The sequence below is a fragment of the Arthrobacter sp. OV608 genome (assembly GCA_900110595.1).
GTDB lineage: Bacteria > Actinomycetota > Actinomycetes > Actinomycetales > Micrococcaceae > Arthrobacter.
The window spans coordinates 160600-183660 of sequence record FOEZ01000008.1 but is presented as its reverse complement, the minus strand read 5'-3'; the positions used below and the strand labels follow the sequence as shown (position 1 = coordinate 183660).

Genomic DNA, 23061 nt, shown 5'->3' with positions numbered 1-23061 from the left:
CCCAGCACCATTGCACTTTCGAAGGAACAGACTGTGGCAGAAAACGCACAAGATCACAGGGACAGCCAGGGCGGCGAGGGCCGTTCGGAGTACCATGGCGTCCCCGCGAATGCGCTGCCCCTGACGGCCAGCGAAGACAGGCAGTGGGCTACGCTCTCGCATTTCGGCGGGATCCTGGGCTGCGTCCCTGCACTCCTGATCTACCTGATCTTCCGTGACCGGGGGCCCTTCACCGCGCAGGAGTCCAAGGAGGCGCTGAACTTCAGCCTGCCCCCAACCATCGCCGCCGTGCTTGCCAACATCCTGGTGTTTGTGCCGGTCGTGGGCAACATCTTCGCCGTCATCGCAACCTTGATCTGGATTGCCCTGACGTGCTTCTCGGTGGCGGCCGGAATCCACGTGAACCGTGGCCAGCCGCACCGCTACCAGTACAACCTCCGCTGGATCAAGTAGCGTTCCAGCAACACGGGGTCACTCCCTGCCCGATAACCAGGCGTTTTTGGGCAGGGAGTGACCCCGTGTTGGTGTTGGCGGATCAGTCCGGGAGGACCCGGCGCACCACCGCATCGGCCAGGAGCCTGCCCTTCAGCGTTAGGACCAATCGGCCCCGGAAGGCTGCCGCCGGTTCCACCAGGCCGTCCGCGATCAGGCCGGCCACTTCGTGCCTGCCGTCTGCACCGAGGGTGGAGACAGCCAGCCCTGACTGCAGCCGCGCCTCAAGCATCACCCGCTCCACGTTCCGGGTTTCCGGGTCCAGCGTTTCCCGGCCGGCGGCGGGCGAGAGGCCCTGGGCCAGCCGGCCTGCATAGGCCGTGGGGTGTTTGACGTTCCACCAGCGGACGCCGCCCACGTGGGAGTGCGCACCGGGCCCGATCCCCCACCAGTCATCCCCGCGCCAGTAGGCGAGGTTGTGGCGGCAGGCCTGCTCCGGCGTGCGGGCCCAGTTGCTGACTTCATACCAGCCCAGCCCGGCTTCGGTGATCAGCTGATCGGCCAGCTCATACTTGTCGGCGTGATCGTCGTCGTCGATACCGGGAACTTCGCCACGGCGGATCTGGGCCGCAAGCTTGGTCCCGTCCTCAACGATCAGCGCGTAGGCGCTGATGTGGTCGGGCTCGTAGGACAGCGCGGTTTCCAGGGAGTGGCGCCAGTCGGCGAGCGACTCCCCCGGCGTCCCGTAAATCAGGTCCAGGCTCACCGCCAGTCCCGCTTCGCGTGCCCAGTGCACCACCTGTGGAACGCGGCTTGGGGTGTGCGTCCGGTCCAGGACCTTCAGGACGTGCGGGACGGCGGACTGCATGCCGAAGGAGACCCTGGTGAACCCTGCCTCTTTCAGGACCGCGAGGGACTCCGGCGTTACCGAGTCCGGATTGGCCTCCGTGGTGACCTCGGCGCCGTCTTCGATGCCCCACTGGTCGATGGCACGGCGGAGGATCAGGGCCAGGTCTGCGGCGGGCAGCAGCGTGGGCGTGCCGCCGCCGAAGAACACCGTGCTCAGTTTTCGGGGAGGAAGGCCCGACGCCGAGAGCACCTTCGCTGCCAGCGTCACCTCCGAGGCTGCCGTCTGGGCGTACGCATCCTGGGAGGCGCCGCCGCCCAGTTCCGTTGCGGTGTAGGTGTTGAAGTCGCAATAGCCGCAGCGCACCGCACAGAACGGTATGTGGACGTACAGCCCGAACGCCCGCGCCGCCGCACCGTCCGCTGCCTGGGCAGGCAGCAGGCCGTCCGACGGCGCCGGGTCGCCGAGGGGAAGAGTACTAGGCATTGCGGGGGCCTCCGGTCTTGCCGGACGCGGTGTTCACTACTTCTTGGCCTTATCCTTGGACTCGTCAGTGGTGAGGGCGGCAATGAACGCTTCCTGGGGGACCTCCACGCGGCCCACCATCTTCATGCGCTTCTTGCCTTCCTTCTGCTTCTCCAGCAGCTTGCGCTTGCGGGAGATGTCGCCGCCGTAGCATTTGGCCAGGACGTCCTTGCGGATGGCGCGGATGCTTTCGCGGGCGATGATCCTGGAGCCGATGGCAGCCTGGATGGGCACCTCGAACTGCTGGCGCGGAATGAGCTCGCGCAGCTTGGTGGTCATCATGACGCCATAGGAGTACGCCTTGTCGCGGTGGGTGATGGCGGAGAAGGCATCCACCTGCTCGCCCTGGAGCATGATGTCCACCTTGACGAGGTCGGCCACCTGGTCGCCGTCGGCCTTCCAGTCCAGCGAGCCGTAGCCGCGGGTCTTGGACTTCAGGATGTCGAAGAAGTCGAAGACGATCTCGGCCAGCGGCAGGCGGTACCGGATTTCCACCCTGTCCTCGGACAAGTAGTCCATGCCGCCCATAACACCGCGGCGGCTCTGGCACAGTTCCATAATGGCGCCGACGAATTCATTCGGCGCCAGGATGGTGGCGGACACCATCGGTTCGCGGACCTCGGAGATTTTGCCGGAAGGGTACTCGCTGGGGTTGGTCACGTGGACCACCTTTTTGTCTTCCAGCGTTACCTCGTATTCCACGTTGGGAGCGGTGGAGATGAGGTCCAGGTTGTATTCGCGTTCGAGCCGTTCACGCGTGATTTCCAGGTGGAGCAGTCCGAGGAAGCCCACGCGGAAACCGAAGCCCAATGCAGCAGACGTTTCCGGCTCATACACGAGCGCGGCATCGTTGAGCATCAGTTTCTCCAGTGCGTCGCGAAGCACGGGGTAGTCAGTGCCGTCGAGGGGATACAGGCCGGAGAAGACCATCGGCTTGGCATCGGCATAGCCGGGCAGCGAGTCAGCGGCTGGTTTGGCAAGGTTTGTGACAGTATCACCGACCTTGGACAGCCGGACATCCTTAACACCCGTGATGAGGTAGCCCACTTCACCGACGCCCAGGCCCTTGGAGGGGGTGGGCTCCGGGGAGCTTACCCCGATCTCCAGGAGTTCGTGCGTTGCCCGGGTGGACATCATCTGGATGCGTTCGCGCGGGTGCAGCATGCCGTCCACGACGCGGACGTAGGTGACCACGCCGCGGTACGTGTCATAGACGGAGTCGAAGATCATGGCTCGGGCAGGAGCATTTGCGTCGCCCTCGGGGGCGGGCAGGTCGCGGACGATCTTGTCCAGCAGCGCTTCAACGCCCATTCCGGTCTTCCCCGAAACGCGGAGCACGTCCTCGGGGTCGCCGCCGATCAGGCTGGCAAGTTCTGCCGCGTACTTCTCGGGCTGGGCCGCCGGGAGGTCGATCTTGTTCAGGACCGGAATGATGGTGAGGTTGTTTTCCATCGCCAGGTACAGGTTGGCGAGCGTCTGGGCCTCAATGCCCTGCGCTGCGTCAACCAGCAGGATTGCGCCTTCGCAGGCCGCGAGGGAGCGGGAGACCTCGTAGGTGAAGTCCACGTGGCCGGGGGTGTCGATCATGTTCAGCGCGTAGCTGGTGCCGTCGAGTTCCCAGGGCATACGGACAGCCTGGGACTTGATGGTGATGCCCCGCTCACGTTCGATGTCCATGCGGTCCAGGTACTGGGCCTTCATGTCGCGGCTTTGGACGACCCCGGTGAACTGCAGCATGCGGTCCGCCAGGGTGGACTTGCCGTGGTCAATGTGCGCGATGATGCAGAAGTTCCGAATAATAGCCGGATCTGTCGCGGCGGGCACCGGGGCGGTGCGGGCCATGGGAGACACGCAGGGTCCTTACTGTTGGCATTCACGCGGTTCCGCCGGCAGGGCACAACGAAGGCCCCAGCGGTCAGCCGCACATCTTGGAACCTCCAGTGTCCCACGTCCACGCCCGTGTCACCGCATTCCCCGGTCCCGTTGACGTTCCGCCGGCGGGGAGGCTGCCGGGGATAGGGTTGCCGGATGGCCATCAACCTCCATTCCCTCACAAGCGCCGTCAAAGCTGGCCTGCGCATCCTTCGAAACGCAGGCACAGGCAGACCTGCGGGCGGGGGCCGCCCGGCCCGGCGCGGCAGGCCCGGCCGGAGTAACTCCATCCCCGCGAAGGACCAGGGCGGAGCGCGGTTCGACACCCTGTATCCGGGCGATTATCGGGGCAGCATTTCTGTCCGGTACGCGCCCCGACCCGATGGTGCACCCGATCCGGGCGAAGTGGTGTGGGCCTGGGTCCCGTATGAGGAGGACTTCAGCCGGGGCAAGGACCGGCCGGTGCTCGTGGTGGGCAGAAGCGGCGGCTACCTGCTGGGACTGATGCTGACCAGCAAAGACCACGTTCCGGCGTCGGCAGCATCAAAGGACTACGTGGACCTTGGACCTGGCGCCTGGGACCGGCAGGGACGCCCCAGTGAGGCTCGGGTGGACCGCATCGTGCAGTTGCGGCCGGACAGCATCCGCAGGGAAGGCTCAGTGCTGGACCGGAAGCGTTTTGACAAGGTGGCAGCAGCACTCCGGCGGCGACACGGCTGGGACTAGGCGGCAAAATGGCCAGCCCCGCGCCTGACCTGCTATTCTTTATAGCTGTGTGTCCGTGCAGGTCGACGGCCACTGATGGTTGGCCGCCATAGGTATCCCCACGCCGCTCAGTCAATGGCCAATCTGAAAGCCCTCTAGACCATTTCCGCATTAAAAAGAGAGTTCACACGTGGCGAATATCAAGTCCCAGAAGAAGCGCATCCTCACCAACGAGAAGGCACGCCTGCGTAACAACGCAGTCAAGTCCGAGCTGAAGACGGCCATCCGCGCCGTCAACACCGCCGTTGAGTCCTCGGACAAGGATGCCGCTGCTACGGCCCTGGTTGCTGCCAGCCGCAAGCTGGACAAGGCTGTTAGCAAGGGTGTTCTGCACAAGAACAACGCAGCGAACCGCAAGTCGGCGATCTCCAAGAAGGTCAACGCACTGTAAGGTTTCCAGTTCGCTTGAACTGATGGTTGTGGCCGGTACCGTTTGGTACCGGCCACACATCTTTAACGGCGACAATCTTTTCCGGGCGGTTGGGGGCTAACCCCGGTTGGGCGGATTGAATCAGCCCGGGGGTTGCCTCATGCAGGGTCCAGTCCATTGCTCCGCCACACACCGGGCCCTTCGCTGGATACGCCCCGGCCGAGCGCGTCCGCCCAGTACCGGCCGAGCGCTGAGCCATCCCCCGCGTTGAAGTTCACTTGAACAAGTCGCAACGCCGTAACGCCGACCCCATACCTGGCTGCCGACCGCTCCGGGAGTTCGGCCCGGCGAGGTACCGGCGGCCTACCTGCCCTGGACTGACATCGCAATGATCCGCACCGCATTTTCCACCGCATACACGGGGTCCCTGGCCAATCCCTTGACTTGGGCGTCGGCCTCAGCCGTCGCCTGGATGGAGCGCACCAGGCCTTCCGGCGTCCATCGCCGGACATCGCGCTGTGCCTGTTCCACCAGCCATGGCTGCATTCCGAGTTCTGCCGCGATCTGCGCTGACGAACCGGAAGCGCCGGCCACGCGGGCCACGGTCCGGAGCTTGGCCGCCAGGGCAGCGACCAGCGGAACGGGATCTGCTCCCGTGGCCAGTGCGTGGCGGAGGGTGGACAGTGCCAGCGGGCCGTTTCCTGCCATGGCGGCATCTGCCACCTTGAAGGCCGTTGCCTCGATCCGGCCGCCGTAGTAGCGGTCCACGACGTCAGTGGTGACCGTGGTGGCGGCGTCGGCGATGAGCTGGCTGCAGGCTGCGGCCAGCTCGGAGAGATTCGCCCCGACGGCGTTGACCAGCGCCTGCACCGCGTCCGGTTCGATCCGCCGTCCCCCGGCCTTGAACTCGGCCGCCACGAACGCCACCTTGTCCGCGTCCTTTTTCAGGGGCTGGCAGTCCACTACTGGCCACCCGCCTTTTTTGATGGCGTCGAGCAGTTTCTTGCCCCGGGCTCCCCCGCCGTGGCGCAGCACCAGAACAGCATCGGGCTCCGGGTGGGCGAGGTAGGCCAGCGCGTCCGCCAGGAAAGCGTCGTTCATCGCTTCAACGGCTTCGACCTCGATGAGTTTGCTTTCGCCAAAGAGGGAGGGGCTGACCTGCATCATTAATGTGCCGGCCTCATAGGCGGCGGCGTTGATGCGGCTCACTTCGACATCAGGGGTAGCTGCCCGCACCTGGGCGCGTACCCGGTCCATGGCCCTGATGCCCAGATACTCTTCCGGGCCGCCCACCAGGACCACGCCGGCTGGAGTTACATCCCGCCAGGTGGGGCCGTTCGGTGCCGGGGAACGGGTTGCACGCTTCTGCGCAGCGGCCATCGGGGCTTCCTTCCGGAAATTTTAGTGGAGTATCCCAGCCTGCCATGTCCCGCGGCCCGGTCCAAGCCGGCCCCGCGGCGCACCTGCCGTGATCCCCGTCCAGGCCAGGGCAGCGGCCTGCCGTGAGTTTTTCGCAGTGTCCGGGCCGCGTATCCCTCCAGCCGTTCAATCAGGGTAACGGTCTGCCCGTGGGCAGCACTGATTCCGCGGCGGAGTCGGTGTGGGCGGGCTGCCGCCCACAAAGCGCCGTAGGTCAGCACGGACAGGAACAGCATGGTCAGCAGTCCGGGAGCGCCATCGGGCCACGGCAGGGCCGCCCCCGGAAGCTGCGCCGTAAACCTCGCTGTGGCTGCTACTCCCGCGCTGAAGGTGCCTGCCACCGCGATCAGCGCAGTACCCGCCCACGGAACCAGCACCACCAGGGGAACGGCAGCGGTTCCCAGGAGTGTCACCGGCGCTACAAATGGTGAGGCCAGGACGTTGGCCAACAGCGAGTACGTTGAAAACTGCGGCTGAAGCACTACGGTCACCGGCCCGCACAGCAGTTGCGCGGACAAGGGAACAGCAACCGCCGCTGCTGCCCAGCGCGGTATCAGTGCCGGGATCCAGTTCATGATGTGCCGGCCCAGGATGATGATCCCGAGCGTTGCCAGCACCGACAGGAGGAAGCCGAAACTCGACCCCAGCCCCGGGTCCGCCAGCAGCAGGCCGATCACGGCCAGGCACAGGAAGCTCAGCCCCCGGCCCGTACGTCCACCCGCCAGGGAGGCCACTGCAACGGCTCCCATCAGGGCTGCCCGCAGGACACTTGCGTCCGGACCCACCAGCAGGACAAACAGTCCAAGGCCTGCCACAGCGAGTACCGCCGCAGGCACCCGGGGCAGGCGGAGCCGCCGGCAGGCCATCAGCAGGGCGCCGAGCACCAGGCTGCAGTTGGCCCCGCTGACAGCGGTCAGGTGGGTCATACCCACGGTCTTCATTGTGGTCTCCAGGCCCTCATCCAGAGCGCTGGTGTCCCCGGTGACCATCCCGGGAAGCAGGCCCTGTGGATCCGGGGCGAGGAACGAGGCCGCCGAGACAAAGCGTTCCCTCAATTCCTTCGCGGATTCCTGCAGGAACGGCGAATCGGTGGGCTTTCCCGGTCCCGAGGACGCCGTCAGCATGCCGGCTTCCTCCCGTCCGGGATCCGGGGGCCGGAGCTTCCCCGTTGCGCGGACCAGTTGTCCGGGCACCACGTTTCCCCAGGCGCCGCCGCCTGTTATCAAGAGTTGGGCACGGGTGCGCAGCAGCACGCCTCCCGTACTGACGTCCCGGGTCCATACAGCGACCGACCAGCGCGAGGGCGTACCTGCCTGGTTCGGTGGGTTCAAGGCCCGCGGCGTTCCTGCCACTTCCACGACCGCCACCACCGACCTGCCTGACGAAACCGCAGCTGCCAGCGGGCCTTCATGACGCTGGGTGGACGCCACCGCCGAGTGCGCTGCCGCGGTGGCGGCCAGCAGGAGCGCAATCGCTGTGGTGGTCAGGAAACTCCGCCGGGCGGGTTTCCGAGGGTCGTCAGTGACCGGCCTCATCCTGCGGGCACGCCAGGCCTTGTGCAGAAGCATGGCCGAAAGCAGCAGCAATATGCAGCAGAGGCCCGCCAATGCACCGGGCGGCAGCCAGAGCCCCGCAATCGACGCGGCCCAGACGAAGGCCGCAGGCAGTGCCAGCCGCAGGTCGGTCCGCCGTCGTGGTGCTTCCTCCACAGAGTCCGCGTCCTGGGCCGCCTTCTTGGTGCCGGCGGCAAATCTGGCGGACTGCGCAGTCCAGTATTTCCGTATAGCTTCGGTTGGTCCCCGGCCCCGCGGCAACGCCCGGAAGTCCGGCCTGGCCGCCGCCATGGGCTCCTGCCCCCTAGCCCCGCGGGCCTCCCCCGGTCCCGGGCGCCCATCACCGTCCGGCGGCGTCGCATACCCCCGGACGGCTGACTCTACATACCGGCTCCACGGGCTGGACCCCGTCCCCGGCGTCCGGTCACCCATAACAGCGGCAGGCCATCGACGTTGTCACCGCATCTTCCCTTCGCCTCATATGGTCACCAGCGGGAGCAGGGCCTCAAGCATCTTTGGGCCGACGCCGTCAATGGCATCAAGTTCCTCCACTGCTTTGAAGGGCCCGTGTTCCTTGCGCCAGTCCACGATGCGCTGGGCCAGCACGGGGCCGACCTTCGGCAGACCGTCCAGTTCCTCCACTCCGGCCGTATTCAGGTTCACCTTTGAACCCGCGGCTGCGCGTCCGTCCGTGGAGTCTCCTGCATCCGGCGCTCCGGCTTCCCCGGCACTGCCGGGCACCACTTCACCCTGCCGCGGGACATGGATCTTTTGTCCGTCCTCCACCGCTGCAGCAAGATTCAGGCGGTCCAGGTCGGCGCCGGGACCGCCTCCTCCTGCCGCCGCGACGGCATCGTGCACGCGGCTCCCTGCCGGCAACTGCACCACCCCGGGCCGCACCACGGCCCCGGCAACGTGGACCACTACCGTGCCGGCCGGGGCGCTTTCCTGCGCTCCCGGCAACGCATCGGCAGGGGCTCCGGGCGATGGACCGGCCCGGCTCCCGCCACCGCCGTCCTCGCCTGATGCGGCGTCCTCACCAGTTTTGGCTGTGGTCTCCGGACCAACCCCGCTCAGGGGAAGGATCTCGGGCCGCCCCGACGCCGCCTGCCACCAGAACCAGGCACCTCCGGCCACGGCAAGGATGCCCAGGAGCACGGCAAGCCGCAGGCCAAGGCGCCAGCGGATGGCCGGTCCGGCGTCGTGGGCTTGGGTATGACTTGCACCGCCGACGGTGTCAGCGCCGGCATCGGGACCAGGTGTGCCCCGGTATTCGAAGGCATGCCCGTCCTCCTCAACGAGGAGCCCGCCAGTACTGGTGCCCAGCGTGGCCTCCAGCCGGTTCCTGGCATGGCGCGCCTGCTGACCTGCGGCTCCAGCATCCCGGCGTGACATGCACCCCACGCTAGGAAAATGCCGCACCCCGCAACAGAGCGAGGCCCTGCTATGTGGAAAGGGTGCCCACAGCCGGCACCTTAAGCGCTGTCCTCACCCGCACCGCTGCCGCTGCCCACAATGACGGCCAGGACACCAAGGCCCGCATGAGCCGCGAGTACGGCGGGAAGGGAACTGATCTGGGCAGGGGGGCACTGCGGCAAAGCCGCTTCAAGACGTGCCGCCAGGCTCTGGGCCTCTGCCGGGTTTCCGAAGTGGTGGACGGCCAACCGCACCCCGTCCGGCCGTGCGGCCGCGTCGGCTGCGACAATTTCTTCGAGGCGCGCGACCGCCTTGGCAGCGGACCGGACTTTTTCCAGCGGTACGATCCTGCCGTCGTCGACTGCCAGGATGGGTTTGATGGCCAGCATGGTGCCCCAGAGCGAAGCTGCCGCTCCGATCCGGCCGCCGCGGCGGAGCTGCTCCAGGCTGGGAACGTAGAAATAGACCTTGGTTCTGGCTGCCTGGTCCGCCGCAGCAGCGGCCACCGTCCCGGCTTCTGCGCCTTCCGCCGCCGTGCGGACACTTGCCTGCACTGCCATGCCGAGGGCCATGCCCACTGTTGCTGAGTCCACCACTTCCACGGGAATGCCCACGCGCGCGGCCGCCAGGCGCGCCGCGTCCGCCGTCCCGGACAGGCCGCCGGAAATATGCACGGAGACCACTGCGTCGTAGCCGCGGCGCTGCGCGGCCAGGTACGCCTGTTCGAACTGTCCGGGCGAGGGCCGCGAGGTTTTTACCGAGGTGCCGCTGGCCAGTGCCAACGCGATGGTCTCCGAAATGTCGTCCTCACCCTCGCCGTAGATCTCCTCACCCACCATCACGGGCATGGGGATGATGGTCAGGCGCCCGTCACCAGTGAGATCTGCTGACCAGTCCGCGGGCAAAGCAGACGCGGAATCGGTGACCACGGCAGTCCGTACGACGGCGTCCGGCTGGGGTGCGGCGCTGCCCCGCCGGGCGTCGTCCTGCTTTGCGCGCATGGCGGCTACGCGCGCCCGGAGCCAGGGCCAGGCGGCGGCGTCGCGGTGGGGCAAGGTGGCCTCCTGGGGTCAAGCAGGCCGCCGGAGGTTTCCGGCGGCCCGGTCCAGCCTAAGCCGGGACGATGTTGACCAGTTTAGGGGCGCGGACGATGACCGTGCGGATGCCCCGGCCGTCGAGGGCGCGCTGGACGTTGTCCGAGGCCAGCGCCAGTTCCCGCAGCTGGTCCTCAGAGACATCCGGGGAGACCTCAAGCCGGTCCCGCACCTTGCCCTGGACCTGGACGACAGCCGTGACGGTGTCCTGCACCAGGAGTGAAGCGTCGTGGGCAGGCCAGCCCGCGTTGGCTACCGAGGCCGGGTGCCCCAGGACGTTCCACATGTCCTCGGCCGTGTAGGGGGCAAAGAGGCTCAGGATGACGGCAACAGCTTCTGCGGCTTCCCGGACTGCCGGGTCGGCACCGCCGGCACCGGAGTCGATGGCCTTCCGGGTGGCGTTCACCAGCTCCATCAGCTTGGCCACCACCACGTTGAACTTGTTGGCGTCCAGCAGTTCAGCCGCGTCAGCGATAGTCCGATGCGTGACTGACCGCAGGGCGCGGTCTCCGGTGGTGACGTCGACGCCCGGCGCACTGGACACGTCCTGGGCGAGGCGCCAGGCGCGGGCAAGGAACTTCGCTGAGCCGGAGGGCGAGACGTCTGCCCAGTCGACGTCGTCCTCGGGCGGGGACGCGAAGATCATGGTCAGCCGGACGGCGTCCACGCCGTACTTGTCCAGCTGCTCGCCGAGGTCCACACCGTTGCCCAGCGACTTGCTCATGGCCTTGCCGCCGTTGAGCACCTGGCCCTGGTTCAGGAGCGCGCTGAAGGGCTCGTTGGCCTCGATCATGCCGAGGTCGTTGATGACCTTGGTGAAGAAGCGGGCGTACAGCAGGTGCAGGATGGCGTGCTCAACGCCGCCCACGTACTGGCCCACGGGCATCCAGTCGTTGATCTTGTCGGGGTCGAACGGGCCTTCGGTGTACTGCGGGGAAACGAACCGCAGGAAGTACCAGGACGAGTCCACGAACGTGTCCATGGTGTCCGTGTCCCGCTTGGCCGGACCGTGGCAGGAGGGGCATTCGACGTTGACCCAGGCTTCGGCCGCAGCCAGCGGCGAGGTGCCCTTCGGCGAGAGGTCCTCGCCGCGCAGGTCGGAGGGCAGCGTGACGGGCAGCTGCTCGTCAGGAACGGGAACCTCGCCGCAGGACGGGCAGTGGATGATCGGGATGGGAGTGCCCCAGAAGCGCTGGCGGCTGAGCAGCCAGTCACGCAGGCGGAAGTTCACGAACTTCTCGCCGGTGCCCTGGCGCTCCAGGATGGCGATTGCAGCGGGGATGGCTTCGGCCTTGGGCATGCCGTCCAGGTCGCCGGAGTTGATCAGCGTCCCCTCCCCCGCGGTGGCGGTGCCGGAGACTGCGGGATCCTCTTCGCCGGTGTCAAGGACGGCGCGGACCGGCAGGTCGAAGGTCTTGGCGAAGTCAAGGTCGCGCTGGTCGTGGGCGGGCACCGCCATGATGGCGCCCGTGCCGTAATCGGCCAGGACGTAGTCCGCGGCCCAGACCGGCAGCTTCTCCCTGTTCAGCGGGTTGATCGCGTACCGGCCGGTGAAGACACCGGTCTTCTCACGCTCCGTGGACTGCCGTTCGATTTCCGAGAGTGCTTTGACCTGCTCGCGGTATTCGTCCAGGGCAGCGGTGTGCTCCTCTGTGACGAGTTCGACGGCGAGCGGCGCGTCCGCTGCCACCACAAAGAACGTTGCGCCGTACAGGGTGTCGGGGCGGGTGGTGAAGACGGTGACCTCTTTGGCGGGCTTGCCGCCGTCGGCCTCGATCACGAAGTTGACGTGTGCACCCTCAGACCGGCCGATCCAATTCTTCTGCATCGCCAGGACACGCTCGGGCCAGTGGCCGCGCAGCTGCTCCATATCGTCCAGCAGCCGGTCGGCGTATTCAGTGATCTTGAAGTACCACTGGTTGAGGGACTTCTTGGTGACGGTGGTGCCGCAGCGCTCGCAGGCGCCGTTGACTACCTGCTCGTTCGCCAGGACGGTCTGGTCCTTGGGGCACCAGTTGACCGGGGAGTTCTTCCGGTAGGCCAGGCCGCGCTCGTAGAAGCGCTTGAACAGCCACTGGGTCCAGCGGTAGTACTCGGGGTCCGAGGTGTGCAGGCGGCGCGACCAGTCAGCGGAAATGGCGTACCGCTTGAAGGACGCTGCCTGGGTGTCGATGTTGGCGTAGGTCCACTCGCTGGGGTGGGCGTTGCGCTTAATCGCGGCGTTCTCGGCGGGCAGGCCAAAGGAGTCCCAGCCGATCGGGTGCAGGACGTCGTAGCCCCGCTGGCGCAGGTAGCGTGCCACCACGTCGCCCATGGCGAACGCCTCTGCGTGGCCCATGTGCAGGTCGCCGGACGGGTACGGGAACATGTCCAGCACGTAGCGGCGCTCCCGGGACCCGTCATCCACCGGGGTGAAGACCTTGAGGTCCTCCCACACCTGGGGCCATTTGGCCTCCATGGCGGTGAAACTGTAGGTGCCCTCTTCAGGCTCCGCCGATACTGTTGTTGCTGTTCCGGTCTCTGTCTCCGGCTGAACGCCCACTGCTGCCCTCTTCTGTTCTGTTACGGCATCTGTGCTGCCATAACGGCCTGATCCTCCTGCTGCCGGCCCGACAAACACGCCCGGACACACAAAAGCCCCTCGCCAGGGAGGGGCTGCCGCACCGTTATCCGTTGTTCCGGACGCCGGGCGGCTAACTAAGCAGAAGGATCGCACGCATGGATCTACTTTAGCGCACCGCCGCGCAGACTGCGGCAGCCAGGAAGCGGTTCGTTGCTTTACCCGGTGTAAGCGCGCATGATCATCCCACGACGTTGGGAGGGGTGAGCATGATGCCTGATGCAACCACCGCCGGGCCCGCTGAAGGTGAGCCGCTTTCCCTTTGGCTCGCAACCGCCGGCGCCACCTCCTTCCCGGAGCTGCGCGGGACGGTGGAAGTGGACGTGGCAATCATCGGCGGCGGCGTCGCCGGGCTGACCGCGGCACTGGCCCTGAAACGTTCGGGCCGCTCGGTGGCCGTCCTAGAGGCAGCCCGGATCGGCACAGGTGTTACCGGCCATACCACCGGCAAGGTGACGTCACTGCACCGCCTGGCTTACACGGATCTCGCCCGGACTCATGGCAGCAGCGCCGCCGGAACCTACGGGCTCGCCAACCAGGCTGCGGTGGAACACATCGCGCGCGTGGTGGCCGCGGAAAACATCTCCTGCGGTTTCCGCCGGGTTGCGAACTACACCTTCGCCGTTAGTGGAGACACCCTGCAGCAGCTGCGTGCAGAAGCCGAACTGGCGGCCAGGCTGGGTCTTCCGGCCACATTTACGGCCGAGGTACCCCTGCCGTTCCCTGTGGCCGGCGCCGTCCGTTTCGACGGGCAGGCCCAGATTCACTCCGTGCAGTACCTCCAGGGACTGGCTGCCAGGGTGGACGGGGACGGAAGTTTCGTGTTCGAGGGGACCCGCGCGACTGAACTGCAGGAGGGGACGCCGGTGAAAGTAGCCGGCGGGAACGGTACAGTGCTGGCCGCTGACGCCATAGTGGCCACGAATGTTCCCTTCGGAGACCATGGCCGGTTTGAAGCATTGTGCCCGCCGCACCGCTCCTACATCGTTGCCGCGACGGTGGACACTCCTCCCCTGGACGCCACTTTTATCAGCGCGGATGAGCCCATGCGGTCGGTGTTGACCGTCCGCCTCAACGGGTTGACTTACCTGCTGGCGGGCGGCGAGGGCCACCCTGCCGCGGAACGGGTGGATCCGGCGTCGCGCCATGCCAGCCTGGCCGCGTATGCGCGCAGCCGTTTCGGCGCCGGGCCCGTCGCGTACCGCTGGTCCACCCAGGATGCGATGCCCCTGGACGGGCTGCCGTACGCCGGGCCGCTGAATCCGGACAGCCGGCACGCCTTCGTCATTACGGGCCTGCGCAAATGGGGATTGACGAATGGGACCGCCGCCGCACTGATGCTGGCAGACCTGCTCAATGGCACACCCAACGGCTGGGCGCCCTTGTTTGACAGCAACCGCGCGCCCGCACGGATTGGGACCAGGTCAGAAGGACCCACGGAATCGGCGGCGACGGGTTCTGAGGACTGGGAGAAGACCCCTGACGGCGCTGCACGGCAGGTAGCGGACCTCGCTCCCGGTGACGGCACGGTGATTGAAACCGCCGGGACCAGCACGGCGTATTACCGGGATCAAGCAGGAGAAATCCACGCCGTGTCCGCGATCTGCACCCATCTGGGCTGCACCGTTGCTTTCAACCGGGGCGAGCGCACCTGGGATTGCCCCTGCCACGGATCCCGGTTCGACGCGGCAGGCAAGGTCATCCAGGGACCGGCCACAGAGGATCTGCCGCCACGGCCCACCTCCTGACCCCTTTTGCAGCCGGGACACCAGGAACCTGGGACGCCTGGCGCCTTGCCGGGTATGGCCTGGAGACGGCAGGGGCCGCCCTGCCGGATTGGCAGGGCGGCCCAGGACGGATGGAGATTACCGCACGTCCGCGTCCACCCAGTCCATGGATTTGGTCACTGCTTTCTTCCAGAGCCGCATCTGGCGGTCCTGCTCAGCCTGGTCCATCTGTGGCTCCCAGCGCTTGTCCTCGGACCAGTTGGCCGACAGCTCGCCGAGGTCCTTCCAGAAGCCCACGGCAAGGCCGGCAGCGTAGGCGGCGCCGAGGGCCGTGGTCTCGACCACCTTCGGCCGGATCACCGGGACGCCAAGGATGTCCGCCTGGAACTGCATGAGGGCGTCGTTGGCCACCATGCCGCCGTCGACCTTCAACTCGGACAGCGGAACACCGGAGTCCGCGTTGACGGCGTCAAGCACCTCGCGCGTCTGGAAGGCGGTGGCTTCGAGCGCGGCCCGGGCGATGTGGTTCTTGTTGACGAACCGGGTGAGGCCCACGATGGCACCCCGGGCGTCCGATCGCCAGTACGGCGCGAAGAGCCCGGAGAAGGCCGGGACGATATACACGCCGCCATTATCCTTCACGGATGCGGCAAGGGTTTCGACTTCGGGCGCGCTGCTGATCATGCCCAGGTTGTCGCGCAGCCACTGGATCAGCGAGCCGGTGACAGCGATGGACCCTTCCAGGGCGTAGTGCGGTGCAGCATCGCCGAGCTTGTAGCCGACCGTTGTCAGCAGCCCGTTCTTCGAGTGCACGATCTCCTCGCCGGTGTTGAAGATCAGGAAGCAGCCCGTCCCGTAGGTGTTCTTCGCTTCGCCGGTCTGGAACGCCGCCTGGCCGAACGTTGCTGCCTGCTGGTCGCCGAGGATGCCGGCCACGGGGACCTCGCGCAGCAGCTGCGAGGTGTGGACCGTGCCGTAGACCTCCGAGGAGGACTTGATGTCCGGCATCATGGACCGCGGAACGCCGAAGATTCCCAATATTTCGTCATCCCACTGCAGGGTCTCCAGGTCCATAAACAGGGTGCGGGAGGCATTGGTGACATCGGTGACGTGGACGCCGCCGTCCACGCCGCCGGTGAGATTCCAGAGGACCCAGGCGTCGGTGTTGCCGAACACCAGGTTCCCCGCTTCGGCTTTCTCCCTGGCGCCGTCCACGTTGTCCAGGATCCACTTGATCTTGGTTCCCGAGAAATAGGTTGCCAGCGGCAGGCCCACTTTCTGCTTGAAGCGGTCCGCGCCGCCGTCCCTGGCCAGCTCGTCCACGATGTCCTGGGTCCGTGTGTCCTGCCAGACGATGGCGTTGTACACAGCCTCCCCGGTGGTTTTGTCCCACACCACGGCGGTTTCACGCTGGTTGGTGATTCCGACGGCGGCAATATCGTGCCGTGTCAGGTTCGCCTTGGAGAGGGCGGAGGCGATGACCTCACGGGTGTTGTTCCAGACTTCGGCGGGGTTGTGCTCCACCCACCCGGCTTTCGGGAAGATCTGTTCGTGCTCCATCTGCCCCGAGGAGACGATGGCGCCGCTGTGGTTGAAAATGATGGCGCGGGTGCTGGTGGTTCCCTGGTCGATGGCGATTACGTACTGGTTCATGGTGACGTCCTTGTCTTGAGTTGGGTGGGTAGCTGGGTAATGGGTCAGGCGGCTGCGGCGATGATCGGGACCAGCCGGGCGACGAGCCCGCCCAGAGCCCCGCCGACGAGGGGTCCCACCACGGGAATCCACGAGTAGCCCCAGTCGCTGGAGCCTTTGCCCTTGATGGGAAGCAGGGCGTGGGCGATGCGCGGGCCGAGGTCACGGGCCGGGTTGATGGCGTAGCCGGTGGGGCCGCCCAGGGATACGCCGATGCCGACGACCAGCAGTGCCACAGCGAGCGGGCCCAGGCCCGAGGGGGTCCCGCCGAAGGCCAGGATGACGAAGACCAGGACAAAAGTGCCGATGATCTCAGTGACCAGATTCCAGGAGCTGGACCGGATGGCCGGGCCGGTGGAGAAGACGCCCAGCTTGGCAGCAACTGCCTCTTCGGCGTCGAAGTGCTGCTTGTAGGCGAGCCAGCAGAGCACCGCGCCGAGGAATGCGCCGAGCAACTCACCGCCAAAATAGGTCAGGGTTGAGACGACATCAACGGGGACGCCCTTCGCGTATTCCGTGTTGCCCTTGGCCAGGAAGCCGAGTGTCACGGCGGGGTTCAGGTGTGCCCCGGACTTCGCGGCCACATAGACGCCCGCGAAGACAGCAACACCCCATCCCCACGTGACCATCAGGAACCCGCCGCTATTGCCTTTGGTGCCCCGCAGGGCGACGTTGGCCACGACACCGCAACCGAGCAGGGTGAGCATCGCCGTTCCGAATACTTCGGAAAGGAAAACAATTCCAAGAGACATCTTTGACTCTCCTTATTTTCTGTTGTCAGTCCTTCCCGGGTTGAAGGACCGTTTGCCGGGGCGGGATATCGCCCCGGCCGGACGCCGGGCCTCAAGCGACCAGGCTGTTGATTTCCACTCGGTGGAACCGCTGCAGCACGTCCTGCGCGTGCCGTATCTCGGCGCCGCGGGCTGTGGCGTCCCAGCCGAGCGGAACGGCCAGCACCTCTGCCACCTCGTTCAGCAGTTCGCCTGTGACGAGGCCACGGAATGCCAGCGACGTCCGGCGGATCAGGACGTCCACCAGGTGCCCCACCTGCTCATGGGCCGCCATGAATTCCAGTTCGCGGACGCTGAGTTCCCGCGTGGAGCGGAGCAGGTGGTCGGGCCCGGCGTCCAGGTAGTCGATCACGGCCTCCGCCCGCGTTCCGTAGCGGGTCAGCAGACCGGCTGTGCGGTCCGCATCCCGGCCGGGAACCATGTGCTGCTTGATCCACTTCTGCACGCCGGCGTCGTCAGCGGGGAAGCCTGCGCCGCCGCCGATGGCCAGTTGCGCCGTCGAAACTTTGCGCTGCATGCCGAGCTCGGCGAGGACATCGTTGGTCAGGTGCTCTGCGAGGGCCCGGAAGGTGGTCCATTTTCCACCCACGAGACTGAGCACGACGGCGCCCGCACCGGATTCCGGCCCGGCCGGGCCGCGGCGCTCAATCCGGTAGTCCCGCGAAACGAACCCGGGCTGGGTCGCATCGTGCCGGGGCAGGGGCCGCACACCTGAGAAGGTGTAGACGATCTGTTCATGGCTGACGGGAATGTCCGGAAACACGTGGCCGATCAGTTCGAAGAAGTATTCGATCTCTTCATCGGTGCAGACGGCGTCCTTGCGCATGTCTGCATCCACGTCGGTGGTTCCGACCAGGACGCGGTCCCCCATCGGGTAGATGAGGACGATGCGGCCATCGATGTGTTCGAAGAAGATTTCGCGTCCGCGGCAGGCGTCCAGGAGCACTGGATGGTCCAGGACAATGTGCGATCCCTTCGTGCCGCCCATAAAGGAGGAGGCGGTGCCCATGGCCTCGTTGGTCAGGTCCACCCACGCTCCCGTGGTGTTGACAATGACATCAGCGGTGAAGTCGAACTCCTCACCTGTCAGCTCATCGCGCAGCCGGGCCGTGCTGCCGGTGCCGGTGCCGCGGTTGGGTTCGCCCGTCAGGGATTTCAGCGAAAGGTAATTGCTGGCGCGGGCAGTACTGCCCTGGGTAGTGCCGGCCCCGGAGACCTGCCCCGCTTTCTCGCCATCCTGCAGGACGTCGAGGGTGAGCCGCTCCGGGTTGTGCACTGAGGCATCAAAGTACGTGGCCGTGTATTTAATGTCCGGGCGCAGGGCGGGCAGTTCGGCCAGGGCGCGTTTGCGGCCCCGGAACTGGTGCCGCGGCACGGAACCGCCGTCGCGGGAGAAGGAGTCGTAGAGGCTGAGGCCAACCTTGATCAGGAATGCACCGCGTTCCTTGGGCTTGCCTTGCTGCTTATGGGTCAGGAACCGCAGCGGAGCAGCGAGGATTCCGGAGAAGGTGCTGAGGATGGGGATGGTGGTCTGCAGCGGCTTGACGTAGTGGGGGGCGATCCGAAGCAGGCGGTTGCGCTCCACTACAGATTCCCGCACCAGCCGGAATTCACCGTTTTCCAGGTAGCGGATGCCACCATGGATCATGTGTGAGGACGCCCCGCTGGCCCCCTGGCAGTAGTCCCCGCGCTCCACGAGTGCCACGTCCACGCCCTGCAGTGCAAGGTCCCGGAAAGTTCCGACGCCGTTGATCCCGCCGCCTACCACCAGCACTTTTGCGTGGGGCCGCCGCCTCAGATTGTGAACCGATGCGCGTTCGCCGCCAGGCTTCGACGCGGAGGGATGGACAGGTGAATCCTTGGGTCCCAAAACAACTCCCTTGGGGCTTTGTGTGTCGCGGCCACCCCTGGGTGCGCCGCCGTTCTCATCTATTGTTTGGAGTAATGGAAAATGGAGTCAAGCACTATGCACAAACGTGCAGAACGGAGGTCGGGGTGGATCCTTCCCGGCATGCGGACGCTTTGCGGGCTGCACAAATGTATTACCTGCAGGACCTCACCATGGACGCCATCGCCCGGGAGCTGCGGACCTCACGGTCCACGGTTTCCCGGCTGTTGTCCTCGGCCCGGGATTCAGGCCTGGTCCAGGTCCAGATCCGCAATCCGCTGGACACTGCGCCGGAACTGGAAGGCTTGATCCGCCGCCGGTACGGGGTTGACGTGCACGTTGTCCCGGTGGTGGAAACCCTCAACGAAGCCGAAACCCTGGACCGCGTGGCGATGCAGGCCGCGCGGACGTTCGGGCCCCTGGTGGATTCCAACGCGATCATCGGCGTGGCCTGGGGCTCCACGCTCAGCGCCGTGAGCCGGCACCTGACCAGGAAGATCACGCACGACAGCGTGATTGTGCAGCTGAACGGCGCAGGCAACATGCACACGACGGGCATCACCTATGCCAGCGACATCATGCGCCGTTTCGGCAGCGCCTACGGAGCCCGGGTGGAACAGTTTCCGGTTCCCGCCTTCTTTGACCACGCGGCCACCAAAACCGCGATGTGGAATGAACGCAGCGTGCAGCGCATCCTCGAACTCCAGGCCAAGATGAGCATCGCGATCTTCGGCGTCGGCTCGGTTGATGCGGACTACCCGAGCCACGTCTACGCCGGCGGCTACCTGGACGAGAACGACCTCAAGATCCTGGCCGGTTCCGATGTGGTGGGCGACGTGGCCACCGTCTTCTTCCGCAGCGACGGTTCATCTGACGGCATTGTCCTGAATGAGCGGTCCACGGGCCCTGCCCTTTCCGAACTCCGGCAGGTCCGGCGCAGGATCTGCGTGGTTTCAGGGGTCTCCAAAATCAACGGCCTCAAAGGCGCCCTCGCCGCCGGCCTCGCGACGGACCTGATCCTCGATGAGGCAACCGCGCGCCGCCTCGTGGACCTGGAGGGCATGGCGACCTCGAGTAGGTAGAGTCAACGTTATGAGGACCTCACCGCGGATCAGCCTGAACAACGGCGTGCTGATCGACCAGCTGGGCTTTGGCTTGTATAAGGTGCCGCCGTCAGACGCCGCGGGACTCGTAGCGACGGCCCTCGATGCCGGATACAGGCATTTCGACACGGCCGCCATGTACGGCAACGAATCCGGTGTGGCCCGCGGTATCAGCTCCCTGTTGGGTGCGTCGGCGGGCAGCGGCGGCTCCGGGGAGCTCTTTCCCGCCCCCGCCAGGGAAGACCTCTTTGTCACCACCAAGGTGTGGAACGACCACCACGGCTACGATGCGACCCTGCGGGCCTTCGATGACTCAATGGTCAACCTGGGCCTGGACTACGTGGACATGTACCTCATCCACTGGCCCTGCCCCCGGCGCGGACTGTTTCCGGATACCTACCGGGCACTTGAGACGCTCTACCGGGAAGGAAAAGTCCGGGCCATCGGCGTCAGCAATTTCCAGCCTTCCCACCTTGACCGGCTGATGCAGACGGCGGAAGTAACCCCCGCAGTCAACCAGATCGAGCTTCACCCCTGGCTTCAGCAGCAGGAGCTCCGGAAAATCCACGACGACCTGGGCATCCGGACCGAAGCGTGGAGCCCCTTGGGGCGCGGCCAAGTGCTTGCCGACCCCGTGGTCCAGGCCTGCGCCGCTGAACATGACCGGACAGCCGCCCAGGTGATCCTCCGCTGGCACATCCAGCTGGGCAACATCGCGATCCCCAAAGCCAGTTCAGAGGCGCGCATCCGCGAGAACCTGGACATCTTCCGCTTTGAACTTTCGGATCGGGACATGGAAGCGCTCGCCGGCCTCGACCGGGGACAGCGCACCGGCTCCCACCCGGACAACGTCAACTAGGACCTGCATGAAAACAACAGACTCAGGGCAGTCCGCCGCGCCCGCCTACTTCAGCCCGCATCTGGCCGGACGCACCCGCGCCTCGTCCGTGCAGCTCGCCGGCGGGAAGGTGGCTTTCTGGACATATGAACCCGTACAGGAGCTGCCGGACACCCGGACCATCCTGGTGATCCACGGGTTCCGCGGTGACCACCACGGACTCCTGCGAGTGGCCGACCTGCTGCCCGAAATGCGCATCATCATGCCGGACCTGCCCGGTTTCGGCAGCTCAGAGGCCTTCGGGCAGGGCGGCCATACCGTAGCCGGCTATGGGGCGTTCATCAAGGAGTTTATGGCCGCCCTGGACCTGGGACCGGACACCGTGCTCCTGGGCCACTCTTTCGGATCCATCATCACAGCGCACTTCGTCGCAGCCCATCCCAACGCAGTCCATCCCCTGATCCTCATCAATCCGATTGCCGCCCCGGCCCTTGAGGGTCCAAAAGGCATCATGACCAGGCTGGCCGTGCTGTACTACAAGCTAGCCGCCCGGCTTCCCCGCCCGTTGGGGCAGGCCCTGCTGCGCAGTCCGCTGATTGTCCGGGTGATGAGTGAGGCCATGGCCAAGACGAGGGACCGGGAACTGCGGCGGTTTATCCACGGCCAGCACCACGCGTACTTCAGCGCGTTCGCCAGCCGGGACAGCCTCCTGGAGTCCTTCACGGCCTCGGTCAGCAGCCATGTGGCCGAGGTAGCCTCCAGCCTGCAGCTTCCCGTGCTTCTCATCGCCGGTGAAAAGGACGAAATTGCAACACTCCCTGACCAGCACCGGCTTCTTGAGCTGCTGCCCAGCGGCAAACTTGAGGTCATTGCCGGCGTCGGCCATCTGATCCACTACGAAACGCCGGAGCCGGCCGCCCGGTACATCCGCAGCTTCCTGAAGGACCATCCCGCGTGAAGATACTCATTGATGCTCGTTTCACCAGGACCGACCACCACGACGGCATCAGCCGCTACGGCGCCAGCTTGATTGAGGCGACCGCCAAAATCGCAGACGTTTCCATGCTTGTCTCTGACATCCGGCAGCTCGCCCTCCTGCCGGATGTTCCCTACACGCTGATCAACAGTCCGCTCTCCCCCGCCGAACTGTTTGTGGCCCGCAAGGTGAACCCGCTGGGCGCGGACGTGGTGGTCTGCCCGATGCAGACAATGGGCACGTGGGGCCGGAAATATGGGCTGGTCCTGACGCTGCATGACCTCATCTACTATGAGCACCCTGCACCGCCGGGTTTCCTGCCCGCCCCGGTCAGGGTGCTGTGGCGGCTGTACCACAAGGCCTTCTGGCCGCAGCGGCTCCTCCTCAACCGGGCCGATGCAGTGGCCACTGTCAGCCGGACCACCGAAGCCCTGATGGCCAAATACCGGCTGACGCGGCGTCCGGTAAGGATCATCGGCAACGCACCCCAGCCGGCCGCGGAACCACGCGCACCGGAAGCGGGGGCCGAACCGTCGATCGTCTACATGGGGTCCTTTATGCCCTACAAAAATGTGGAGACCATGGTCGCCGGGATGGCTGCCCTTCCCGGCTACACTCTTCACCTGCTCAGCCGGATCACCCCGCAACGCCGCGGCGAGTTGGAAAAGCTCGTTCCAGCCGGGGCGGACGTGGTGTTCCACAACGGTGTGACTGACGAGGAATACGCGAAGTTCCTGTCCACTGCCACTGCGCTGGTGAGCCTCTCCCGGGCTGAGGGGTACGGCCTGCCGCTGGTAGAAGCCATGGCCCTGGGCACGCCCGTCATCGCCAGTGACATCCCCATTTTCCGGGAAGTGGGCGGTGACGCCGCCAGCTATGTTGATCCGGCCTCGCCGGAGCAGTTCGCGGCGGCAGTCACGGGACTGCGGGACCCGAAACGGTGGGAGGAAGCCTCGCGGCGCTCCCTGGCCCGTGCGGGAGAGTTCACGTGGGACGCCTCTGCCCGCCAGCTGGTGGACGTGGCCCACGACATCGTCGCCCAGCGCCGCAGCAAGATGTAATTGCGCCGCGGCAAAATGTAACGGCGCCGCAGCAAGAACTGACAGCGCCGCGGCGGAAAGTAACAACGCCAC

18 protein-coding genes are annotated in these 23061 nt (G+C 66.1%); 8 read left to right on the top strand and 10 right to left on the bottom strand.

What is annotated here, in order from left to right:
* The first annotated feature begins 33 nt into the window (after nt 1–33).
* Entirely contained in the window at nt 34–453 is a 420-nt protein-coding gene (locus BMX78_RS12800; RefSeq protein ID WP_091419925.1) for a DUF4870 domain-containing protein, read from the top strand.
* An 82-nt stretch (nt 454–535) separates the two neighbouring features.
* Here the strand turns inward: BMX78_RS12800 and hemW are convergent, their stop codons facing one another.
* Nucleotides 536–1765 (bottom strand): radical SAM family heme chaperone HemW, encoded by a 1230-nt coding sequence (gene hemW / locus BMX78_RS12795; protein WP_091419923.1) that lies wholly within the window; start codon nt 1763–1765, stop codon nt 536–538.
* A 36-nt stretch (nt 1766–1801) separates the two neighbouring features.
* Nucleotides 1802–3655 carry a translation elongation factor 4 gene (gene lepA / locus BMX78_RS12790; RefSeq protein ID WP_170850802.1) on the bottom strand — a complete coding sequence of 618 codons (1854 nt, stop codon included), beginning with the start codon at nt 3653–3655 and terminating at the stop codon, nt 1802–1804.
* Between the two features lie 177 nt (nt 3656–3832).
* On the opposite strand from lepA, the gene BMX78_RS12785 reads away from it, so the two are divergent.
* Nucleotides 3833–4402, top strand: a complete 570-nt coding sequence (locus BMX78_RS12785) for a type II toxin-antitoxin system PemK/MazF family toxin (protein WP_091419920.1) — start codon at nt 3833–3835, stop codon at nt 4400–4402.
* A gap of 169 nt (nt 4403–4571) precedes the next feature.
* A complete protein-coding gene (gene rpsT / locus BMX78_RS12780) occupies nt 4572–4832 on the top strand; it encodes a 30S ribosomal protein S20 (RefSeq protein ID WP_091419918.1) in 261 nt (86 codons plus the stop codon).
* A gap of 342 nt (nt 4833–5174) precedes the next feature.
* On the opposite strand, the gene holA is transcribed toward rpsT, so the two are convergent.
* The 5 genes from holA to leuS all read right to left on the bottom strand — a co-directional run bounded on the left by holA (nt 5175) and on the right by leuS (nt 12835).
* Nucleotides 5175–6191, bottom strand: a complete 1017-nt coding sequence (gene holA, locus BMX78_RS12775) for a DNA polymerase III subunit delta (RefSeq protein ID WP_091419917.1) — start codon at nt 6189–6191, stop codon at nt 5175–5177.
* Nucleotides 6125–8074, bottom strand: a complete 1950-nt coding sequence (locus BMX78_RS12770) for a ComEC/Rec2 family competence protein (RefSeq protein WP_286138936.1) — start codon at nt 8072–8074, stop codon at nt 6125–6127. Before BMX78_RS12770 ends, holA begins: the two co-directional genes overlap by 67 nt.
* A 186-nt stretch (nt 8075–8260) precedes the next feature.
* Nucleotides 8261–9178 (bottom strand): ComEA family DNA-binding protein, encoded by a 918-nt coding sequence (locus BMX78_RS12765; protein ID WP_091419914.1) that lies wholly within the window; start codon nt 9176–9178, stop codon nt 8261–8263.
* Between the two features lie 80 nt (nt 9179–9258).
* Complete coding sequence (locus BMX78_RS12760; protein WP_286138935.1) at nt 9259–10254, bottom strand: DegV family protein; 996 nt, start codon at nt 10252–10254, stop codon at nt 9259–9261.
* 55 nt (nt 10255–10309) lie between these two features.
* On the bottom strand, nt 10310–12835 hold the full coding sequence (gene leuS / locus BMX78_RS12755) for a leucine--tRNA ligase (protein ID WP_091419911.1): 2526 nt from the start codon (nt 12833–12835) through the stop codon (nt 10310–10312).
* 287 nt (nt 12836–13122) lie between these two features.
* On the opposite strand from leuS, the gene BMX78_RS12750 reads away from it, so the two are divergent.
* On the top strand, nt 13123–14661 hold the full coding sequence (locus tag BMX78_RS12750; protein ID WP_286138934.1) for an FAD-dependent oxidoreductase: 1539 nt from the start codon (nt 13123–13125) through the stop codon (nt 14659–14661).
* A gap of 117 nt (nt 14662–14778) precedes the next feature.
* Here the strand turns inward: BMX78_RS12750 and glpK are convergent, their stop codons facing one another.
* From glpK to BMX78_RS12735, 3 genes are all read right to left on the bottom strand, one after another.
* Nucleotides 14779–16293, bottom strand: coding sequence for a glycerol kinase GlpK (glpK, locus tag BMX78_RS12745; RefSeq protein ID WP_091419910.1), 1515 nt, complete (start codon nt 16291–16293; stop codon nt 14779–14781).
* A gap of 44 nt (nt 16294–16337) precedes the next feature.
* Nucleotides 16338–17084 carry an MIP/aquaporin family protein gene (locus tag BMX78_RS12740; protein WP_091419908.1) on the bottom strand — a complete coding sequence of 249 codons (747 nt, stop codon included), beginning with the start codon at nt 17082–17084 and terminating at the stop codon, nt 16338–16340.
* A gap of 91 nt (nt 17085–17175) precedes the next feature.
* The gene (locus BMX78_RS12735; protein ID WP_091419906.1) at nt 17176–18993 is read right to left on the bottom strand and encodes a glycerol-3-phosphate dehydrogenase/oxidase; all 1818 of its coding nucleotides are present in this window, start codon (nt 18991–18993) and stop codon (nt 17176–17178) included.
* Nucleotides 18994–19160: 167 nt separating this feature from the next.
* Here BMX78_RS12735 and BMX78_RS12730 point away from each other — a divergent pair, with 167 nt between their 5' ends.
* Genes BMX78_RS12730 through BMX78_RS12715 form a run of 4 tightly spaced genes read left to right on the top strand, consistent with a single transcriptional unit; the run spans nt 19161 to nt 22989 of the window.
* The gene (locus BMX78_RS12730) at nt 19161–20093 is read left to right on the top strand and encodes a sugar-binding transcriptional regulator (protein WP_370455829.1); all 933 of its coding nucleotides are present in this window, start codon (nt 19161–19163) and stop codon (nt 20091–20093) included.
* A gap of 10 nt (nt 20094–20103) precedes the next feature.
* Nucleotides 20104–20973, top strand: coding sequence for an aldo/keto reductase (locus BMX78_RS12725; protein WP_091419903.1), 870 nt, complete (start codon nt 20104–20106; stop codon nt 20971–20973).
* A 7-nt stretch (nt 20974–20980) separates the two neighbouring features.
* Nucleotides 20981–21910: an alpha/beta fold hydrolase gene (locus BMX78_RS12720; RefSeq protein WP_091419901.1), complete on the top strand. Its 930-nt coding sequence runs from the start codon at nt 20981–20983 to the stop codon at nt 21908–21910.
* Nucleotides 21907–22989 (top strand): glycosyltransferase family 4 protein, encoded by a 1083-nt coding sequence (locus BMX78_RS12715; protein WP_091419900.1) that lies wholly within the window; start codon nt 21907–21909, stop codon nt 22987–22989. Before BMX78_RS12720 ends, BMX78_RS12715 begins: the two co-directional genes overlap by 4 nt.
* The last annotated feature ends 72 nt before the right edge of the window (nt 22990–23061 follow it).